This window comes from Bradyrhizobium sp. UFLA05-153 (assembly GCF_054185185.1).
This window is the reverse complement of sequence record NZ_JBBIAM010000106.1, coordinates 24,195-32,572: the sequence shown is the minus strand read 5'-3', so window position 1 is coordinate 32,572 and position 8,378 is coordinate 24,195. Positions and strand designations below refer to the sequence as shown.

Genomic DNA, 8,378 nt, shown 5'->3' with positions numbered 1-8,378 from the left:
CAAGCGATTCATCCGATTCAAGATTCTTCGATCGAGCCTCCCGCAAATGAATCAAGCACTTGTGGGTAATTGAAAGCCGGCGTGGACCACAGTTGTGATCAGTTAAGGCCGCAGCATTTCTTGTATTTCTTGCCGGAGCCACATGGGCATGGATCGTTTCGACCGACTTTTTTCTGCGGGACTGTGACACTGCTTGGATCTTCGTGCACCGGCTGAGTGTTGGCAAGGCGCCATTCGTTGAGGATGACGACCCAGTCGGCGATCTTTTCGGGTATTGCCGCCAGGATCGGATCATGGTCGTCCATTTCCTTGTCGCCCCGCGCGATGTCGACGAGGAGCAACATCCCGCTCACAGCCGCCGCCGTATCGACGTCAGCGTCGAGTAGCGTTTTCCAGGCTGTCGGGCGCAGTGCAACGGCCTTCCCGAACCCCTCGATCCATAGTTCCCATAGGATATCGTCATTGCGAGTGTCGACGGAGAACAGCGGACTGTAACGGTCGGGGCGCTCCATCAGCGTGCGCGCAACGCCGTTGTAGTGCTCCATAACGAGACCGAGAACCCGGTTGGCATGGTCAAGGTTCTCGAAGGCTGGCTGCTGATTTGAACTGTCATCATGCCAGACGACGGGAAGCCAATCGCTGGGCATGATCAGTTCCGGGCAGGCCAGCAGCCCGGCGATGAAGCCGTCGAGCTCTTCGAGTAGCATCGCCTCATCGCCGAGGGCGAGCAGTTCTTCGTCAAGCTGCTTGAGGCGGCGCGACAGTCCGGACATGGGCGCTCCAATTCCAGGGCAGCAGCTCGTCGAGCCGATGAGCCGGGTGAGCGGCAATACGGGCAAGGACATCAGCCAGCCAGGCTTGCGGATCGACGCCGTTCATTTTAGCTGTGACGATCAGGCTGTACATGGAAGCAGCGCGCCGTCCACCGCGATCCGATCCGCAGAACAGCCAGGACTTCCGGCCAAGAGCGATGCCTCGCAAGCCTCGTTCGGCGGCATTGTTGGAGAGACACACGCGGCCGTCTTCCAGGAACAGCGTGAAGCTCGCCCATCGCTTCAGGATGTAGTTGAACGCTTTGGCCAGGTCATGGCCGCGGGATAGTTTGGCAAGCTGTTCGCGCATGTAGACTTGCAGGTCTTCGACCAAGGGCCGGCTCAGCATCTGTCGCACCTGAAGGCGCTCCTCGGCGCTCTTGCCGTTGATCGAGCGTTCGATCTCGAACAGCGCATCGATCCGCCGCACGACCTCAATCGCGATCGGAGAGAGCGGGATTTCCCTTTTTCCGGCGCCCTTGCGCCGGGCATTCTCTTCGATGTCGGCCATGGCAAAGAACGGGCGCCTTCCATGCGACCAGCAGGCAGCCTCCCGGATCGGCCCGGGCTGGCGCCCCGCCAGATAGAGCTGGTTGTACCCCTCATAGGCGTCCGCCTGCAGGATGCCGGCATACCGGGCCAGATGCCCCTGGGGATGCTCGCCCTTGCGGTCGCGTGAGTAATAGAACATGGCCGCCGGTGGGTCCGCGCCCCCAAACGGCCGGTCGTCCCGAACGTAGATCCAGCACCGTCCCGTGTCGGTCTTGCCCTTGGCCAGCACCGGCACCGTCGTATCGTCAGCATGAAGGCGCTCGGCTGCCATGACATGGGCTTCCACCAGGCGCAGCAGGGGATCCAGCGACGCACAGACCGCCCCCACGGCATCGGCCATGGTCGACAGCGCGATCAGCACCCCTTCCAGGGCGTAGCGCTCGGCCTGGCGGTTCAAGGGCTGATGCTGGCCGAACTTCTCGAACATGAACATGGCCAGGAGGCTCGGGCCGGCCCATCCCCGGGCGATGGCATGGAATGGCGCCGGCGGCTGGCTGATCTTCTCGCAATCGCGGCAGGAGAACTTCTCCCGGACCGTCTCCATCACCTTCCACTGGCGCGGCACCACTTCCAGCGTGCGCGTCACGTCCTCACCGAGCTTGCGAAGGCGATTGCTGCCGCAGCATTCACAAGCCGTAGGCCCGTCGATCACCACCCGCTCCCGGGGAAGGTGCTCAGGGAAGGTCTGGCGCTCAGCGCGCTTGCGGGTAAATCCGCGCACCGTCGTCGTCTTGGCCACGGCTCGTTCCGCCGCAAGCTCGTCCTCGGTGGCGTCGGCTTCCAGCTCTTCGAACGTCAGCGCCAACTGCTCGATCAGCCGCGCCGAACGTTCCGACCGTTGCCCATAGATCTGATGCTTCAGCTTGGCGATCTGCAACTGTTGCTGGGCGATCAGCGCTTCGTCTTCCGACGCTTTCGCGCGGGCGACCGCGAGCTCGGCGGCGATCTTCAAACCCTTCGCGCGCTCGACCGCCAGCGCCTCCTTCAGGGCAGCAACGTCATCCGGAACAGCGTCGCGGTCGGCATCCATGCGACGCAGTGAATCACAGATTGGACGCGATGGGACTCCCCAAAATGGCAGCAACCGTAGTTTCTTCGCTCAGCCTGCGCTTTGCGGTCGCCAACTCATTTGCGGATTCCGCCAGTCGATGCCCTCGAGCATATAGGCCATCTGCGCCGCTGAGATCGATACCGCGCCCGCCGACGCCGACGGCCAGATGAACTTGCCACGATCCAGACGCTTGGCGTAGAGCGACATGCCTAATCCGTCATGCCAGAGGATCTTGACCAGATCGCCGCGGCGGCCCCGGAAGATGTAGAGGTCGCCCGCGTGCGGGTCGCGCTTCAGAATCTCCTGAACTGTAAGAGCCAGGCTTCGCATGCCGCGACGCATGTCGGTGTGGCCTGTGGCGATCCAAACCCTGACGCCGCTCGGAATCGGGATCATCGTCGCCGCAGCAGCTCAAGAACTCGCTGCAGCGCCTCAACGTCCACGTCACGGTCAACGCGAATGCGACAGCCGCCGCCAAGCTCGATCTCGATGATTCCAGCCCTTGCACGCTGCGCAGGAGGTGAAGACGCCGGTTGTGGCGCGTCGCTCGAGATCGGAGCCGCCACGGGCGTGATCTCGACGGGAACGAGAGCTGGCACGGAATCTCCGCCCAGTCGACCCTGGCGCGCTTGTCGACGCCAGGTGAACAGCAGGCTGTGAGCCACCCCGTGCCGGCGCGCAACGCCGCAGACCGTCTCGCCAGCCTGCAACGTCTCTTCGACAAGGCGAACCTTCTCGTCGTAACTCCATCGCCGCCGACGCTCGGCGCCCAACACATTGACTTGCATTCGCCACGTGACCTTAAAGCTAGACCTAAGGTCAAATCCTCGGGCCGCCTCTCAAACTACACAAGGCGGCCGACGCCGGAGGGATACTTTACGACGATCGCCTCGACGTGTTCGTCGGCGGCACCCTGTCGTCACCTTGCCGCGCGGGCGGTCGCATAAGGGCTTGAGGCGGCACACGCAATTTGCCGACGCGGTTTCGACGTGCATTCGCCCGGTGCATTTCTAGGCCTTGGTTGCAATGGCGATTATGCAGGCCAGGCGGAATGAGCATCAGTGCGGGCATTCCGCTCACGTCGTGATCGTTCGGAATCGAAGGATGATCACGGCCAGGATGACGATCGTGAGGCTTCCGAGCACGGGATTACCGTACGAGCTGACCAGCACCTGAGCGCCACCAAGTATCAAAGCAGCGAGTGCTAGATTGCCGAGTGACACCCCGGCAACCAGCACTAACATGAATGCATTGATGAGCCAGGGCACGCCAAGGTTCGGATGCACGCTCACAAGTGGCGTGATCAGGGCACCGGCCAGACTCGCCAAGCCAGCACCGAGGCAGAAGGTAACAAAGCGGACAAGCCGGGTGTTAATGCCCAAGGCCTGTGCCAACTCCTCGTTCATGATGACCGCTTGGGCCACGATGCCAATCTGGGTTCGGCGCATGACCAGCCACACGAGCACGCCCAGCACGACCGCAATGAGGAGCAGGATGAGACGATACAGCGAATATGTGACTCCGCCGACACTCACGGCCTGTGTGATGGCACTTTCAGCAAACTGAATCTCGCGGCCGAAATAGAGCGTCATGCTCTGGACAATGATGATGTTGAGACCCCAAGTCGCGAGGATCGTGTCGAGCGGCCGGACGTAAAGGCCCCGAAGCACTCGCCACTCGGCTACGGCTCCGACCGTAACGCCGCCTGCCAGAGCGATCAGCAAAGCACTCCACGGATTCCAGCCAAGCCAAGTGGCAATGACTGCTGCATAGCTGCCAAGCGCGAGAAAAGCGCCGTGTGCGAGGTTGATGATCTTCAGGACACCGTAGACGATAAGGAGGCCGAGCGCAACGATGTATAGGACCCCCGCCGTCGTGACGACGTCCAAGAGTTCGATCGTGTACACGGCATCAGCCTCCTGCCTCTTTCCCACAGGATCAACGAGTCGTTACTTTAGCTTCGGGCACTGGTCACCTGGATCGATCAGCCCAAAGTTCTTCAGCACCTTCGTCTTTCCATCGGCTTGGACTTGGGCCAAGTAGATTGGGAGCGGCGCATGGTGCTGTTTGTTCATCTGAACGGACCCGCGCGGCCCTTTGAATACGACCATGGGCAGGACCTTGATGATGGCATCCGCGTTCGTGGTGCCGGCCTTTTCGACGGCCATCGCATACGCGTGCAGCCCGTCGTACTCTTGCTCGGAAAGTGCGTTTGGCGTCTTCAGCTCCGCTCCGAACTTCTTCTTCATCGCCTCGAGGAAGCGTTTGTTCTCGGGATTGTCGATGCCCGTGAAATAGTCCCCGGTGTAGTACACGCCCTCGGCCGCGTTACCGCCTGCCTCCGCAGTCAGCTCATCGATGGAGAGGCTCCCGATCGGCATAGTGAGCCCGGCCGCTTTCAGCTGCTTGAGGAAGTCAATGTTGGGGCCGCCGCCTGACGTGGAGTAGATGATGCCGTCCGAATTCGCTGCTCGGATCTTGCTAATGATTGCCGTCCAGTCCGACTGCTGGAGTGGTTGGTATTCTTCGCCGACAATCGTCCCTCCCATGTCTTTGATCGTTTTCTTTGCAGCTTCGATCATCCCGCGCCCGAACGCATAGTCACTCCCCACCGCGAACCACCGTTTGACCTTCTTCTCGTCTGTCATGAACTTGATGAGTGGAGGCACGACCTGCTCAGGGACCCAGGCATTGACGAACAGGTATTCCCCGCACGCCCGGCCCTCGTAAAACGAGGTGTAGATGAACGGAACCTTCGCCCGCTCGGCAATGGGCGCGCCGGCATTGCGAGCCGCACTCGTTTCCATGGTGATGATGACGTCCGCCTTGTCCTGGCGGATGCCCGTATTGAATGCCTTGACTGCGCCAGCCGGCCCGCTCTCGTCATCAAGAGGAACAACCTTTACCGGTTGGCCGAGAATGCCGCCCTTCGCGTTCAGCTCATCGGCGGCGAGTTCGGCGGACTGCACGACCGCCGGCGCGACAACGCTGTTCACCCCGCTGAGGCCGACGGGTATGGCAATCACGACCGGCTTCTTCTCCTGCGACCGCACTGGTGCGACCGCCAGAATTGATATCGCTAGCATCAAGAGCAGTAGTTGGATCCCATAAACCTTGCGCATTGGATTTTCTCCCTTCTTCCAGTTCAAAAAGATTCAGCGTTCCGGATGCAAGTCTCGTTCAGCTAAATCGCAAGGTGACGCTCTATGGTTTTCCGCGCCCCGGGGTCGCTCGAATTGCCGCTCTCTACGATCGTTCCAACCTTCAGGACCGCGTATCGGTCGGCCAGCGATAAAGCAAATCCGACATTTTGCTCTACAAGTACGATGGTCGTCCCATGGGTACGGCGCTCCTCGGCCAGGATCTCCTGAAGACGTGTGATCACTGCGGGTTGAAGGCCTTCGGTGATCTCGTCGATCAGGACCAGACGCGGCCGCGTCAGAAGCGCTCGTGCCATCAGCAGCATCTTCTGCTCGCCACCGGAAAGCGTGCCCGCTCGCTGTTGGCGTCTCGCAGTTAAGAACGGGAACCATCCCGCCACCGCAATTAATCGCTCTTCGAAACTCGAGGGCTCCCGCAGCGCCAATCTGAGGTTCTCCTCCACCGAGAGATCCTGAAAAATCGACTTTTCCTGGGGGATGTAACTGACTCCGAGCCTAGTGATCTGGTATGGCGGCCGGCCGGTTACATTCTTACCAAGAAGTTCGACTTGGCCGCGCCGAGGTGGTAGCAACCCCATAATGGTCTTCAGCAAAGTCGTTTTGCCCATGCCGTTTTTGCCGAGAACCCCGAAAACCTCCCCAGTTCCGATGTGGAAGCTCACTCCGTGGAGCACTGGAGAGCTGCCGTACCCACCCTCCAAGCTTCCGACGGCGAGGCCGTGTGGGGCGACCGCTGCGATCATGTGGTTCCTCCGACATAAATCGACCGGATGAGGTCCGAGTCGGCAATCTCCGATAGCGGCCCGTCGAGCAGAACTTTTCCCATGTGAAAGACGACCAGTCGCGTGCTGATTTCGCGCACAAAGTCGAGGTCGTGCTCGATGAGCAAAATAGACAGCCGGTGGCTGTGGGCCAGCTCTGTCAGCACGCTCCCGATCGCCGCTCGCTCGTCGCGTGTGAGCCCCGCGGTCGGCTCATCGAGAAGCAGCACGGTCGGCTCTTGGGCGAGTACCATAGCGAGCTCTAGCGCCTGCTTTGCGCCATGAGACAGATGGCCGGCCCGCTCGTTGAGCATAGTCGTCAGTCCCGAGACTTCCACCGCGTCAAGCGCGGGCTCAGGTAACTCGACCGTGCGTGACCGCCGCCAAGGGGATGCAGGCTTTCGATATGACCGCGCGACGCGAAGGCAGTCGAGGACGGTCAGCGCATCGAATACGTTGGGAGTTTGGAACTTCCGACTGACGCCAAAGGCCACGCAGCGTTGTGGCGGGAGCCGCTCGATGCGGTGACCATTTATCAGCACTTCGCCTGTCGAACGCTCGCGGCCATCAGCGATGCAGCGGAGAAGGGTCGTCTTTCCAGCCCCATTCGGTCCGATAATCCCCACAACCTCGCCGCGGTATGCCTTGAGGGAGACTCCATGGAGCGCCACTAGGCTCCCATACTGCATGCCAACATCGCGTAGCTCCAGCACTGGCGCTTTGTCCGGCGCGCCAATCACGCTGCGCTCCTGACTTAGAGCGTCCTGCGCGCTTGAAAGGGCGATGGCGGCGCCTGCTGCCCATGCTCCTGGCTGCGCGCCGGGAGCCCTCGCATTCCCTCCTCGATTGAGCAGTTCAGTTATGGGACGGACCAGCACTGACAGGCCTTGGCCGATCGCCGGGACGAGTCCTTGAGGGAGATACACGACGACCAGTACGAAGGCGAACCCCACAAAGAGCAGCCAGATGAATGGTAGGTTGCCCCCGAGCAGCGCCGAGACGTAGTTGACCCCCACCGTGCCGAGGATCGGGCCAATAAGTGTCCCGCGCCCACCCAAGGCGGTCCAAACAACAAGTTCGGTTCCGAAGACGAAATCCCCATACGAGTGAGCCGCGACGCTGCTAAACAGCACGTAGAAAGCGCCGGCTAGGGCCGCGATGGCGCTGCATGCGGTCATGAGACGGATCTTTAGGCGCGAGGTGTTTAAACCAAGGTAGCGGCAGCGCTCCTCGTTCTCGCGAATGGCGACCAGAACTCGACCGGCGTCACTCGAAACGAAAACGTACGCCCCTATGGCGACAAGGAGAAGGAGCCCGCCCGCGACATAGTACCACTCCGTGATGGAGAGGAACGGCACTGGAATCGGCAGCCCGCTGCTTGATCCGGTGTAGGCTCCCCCACTCAGGATAATCTGCGTGAATACGACGGGAAGTGCGAGCGTGACGATCGCAACGTAGATGGGCGACGCGCGGTCCCAAAAGGAAAGCCAGCCCACAGCAGCTCCGACCAAGGCCGCGCCAGCCATGGCAGCGAAAATCACTCCTGCGGTGGCGAGCGCCCCCTCGACGTAATACGCCAAGGCAATGGCAACCGTGTACACCCCGATGCCGAAGAAGGCCGACTGACCAAATGTCAGGACACCGGTGTAACCCCACAGAAGATCGACCGTGACGGCGGCGATCGCGAAGAAAAATGCCTGCGAGAGAATCTGTTGCGCGTATTCGCCAAGCACCATCGGGCTCGCCAGGAGGAAGGCAACGAGCAGGATGGAGACGCCGAAGATCGCCAGCCACCTGCGGGCCGGGCTCAAGAAAGAAATGATCTCCTCTGCGAGAGTCCTGCTCGCTGTCATCAGCACGTCCGTCTTCTGACGATGAGCCATAGCGCTACTCTGAGTGCGCCATCCCGGCACGCAACGCTTCCCGCCACCCGTTCGGGCCGCCATGGGGAGCAAACCGCGATCCCGAACGAGATCGGAGAATTGGCAAAAGATGCATGCTTCCCTTGGAGCGAATGGTTGAGTTCCCTGTTTGCTATTCT

8 protein-coding genes are annotated in these 8,378 nt (G+C 61.0%); all 8 read right to left on the bottom strand.

The annotated features are described in order from the left end of the window. Positions 1–98: 98 nt before the first annotated feature. A complete protein-coding gene (locus Q2941_RS39420) occupies positions 99–773 on the bottom strand; it encodes a UPF0149 family protein (RefSeq protein ID WP_458195864.1) in 675 nt (224 codons plus the stop codon). Next, positions 739–2,394 carry an IS66 family transposase gene (tnpC, locus tag Q2941_RS39415; protein WP_458195863.1) on the bottom strand — a complete coding sequence of 552 codons (1,656 nt, stop codon included), beginning with the start codon at positions 2,392–2,394 and terminating at the stop codon, positions 739–741. The genes Q2941_RS39420 and tnpC overlap by 35 nt, the downstream gene beginning before the upstream one ends. Before the next feature lie 69 nt (positions 2,395–2,463). Next, a complete protein-coding gene (gene tnpB / locus Q2941_RS39410; protein WP_458195862.1) occupies positions 2,464–2,811 on the bottom strand; it encodes an IS66 family insertion sequence element accessory protein TnpB in 348 nt (115 codons plus the stop codon). Beyond that, on the bottom strand, positions 2,808–3,203 hold the full coding sequence (tnpA, locus tag Q2941_RS39405) for an IS66-like element accessory protein TnpA (protein WP_458195861.1): 396 nt from the start codon (positions 3,201–3,203) through the stop codon (positions 2,808–2,810). Before tnpA ends, tnpB begins: the two co-directional genes overlap by 4 nt. Before the next feature lie 288 nt (positions 3,204–3,491). Continuing rightward, positions 3,492–4,322, bottom strand: a complete 831-nt coding sequence (locus Q2941_RS39400) for a branched-chain amino acid ABC transporter permease (protein ID WP_458195860.1) — start codon at positions 4,320–4,322, stop codon at positions 3,492–3,494. Positions 4,323–4,364: 42 nt separating this feature from the next. Beyond that, complete coding sequence (locus Q2941_RS39395; RefSeq protein WP_458195859.1) at positions 4,365–5,537, bottom strand: substrate-binding protein; 1,173 nt, start codon at positions 5,535–5,537, stop codon at positions 4,365–4,367. Positions 5,538–5,599: 62 nt separating this feature from the next. Then, complete coding sequence (locus Q2941_RS39390; RefSeq protein WP_458195858.1) at positions 5,600–6,319, bottom strand: ABC transporter ATP-binding protein; 720 nt, start codon at positions 6,317–6,319, stop codon at positions 5,600–5,602. After that, a complete protein-coding gene (locus Q2941_RS39385; RefSeq protein ID WP_458195857.1) occupies positions 6,316–8,220 on the bottom strand; it encodes a branched-chain amino acid ABC transporter ATP-binding protein/permease in 1,905 nt (634 codons plus the stop codon). The genes Q2941_RS39390 and Q2941_RS39385 overlap by 4 nt, the downstream gene beginning before the upstream one ends. Positions 8,221–8,378 lie beyond the last annotated feature (158 nt).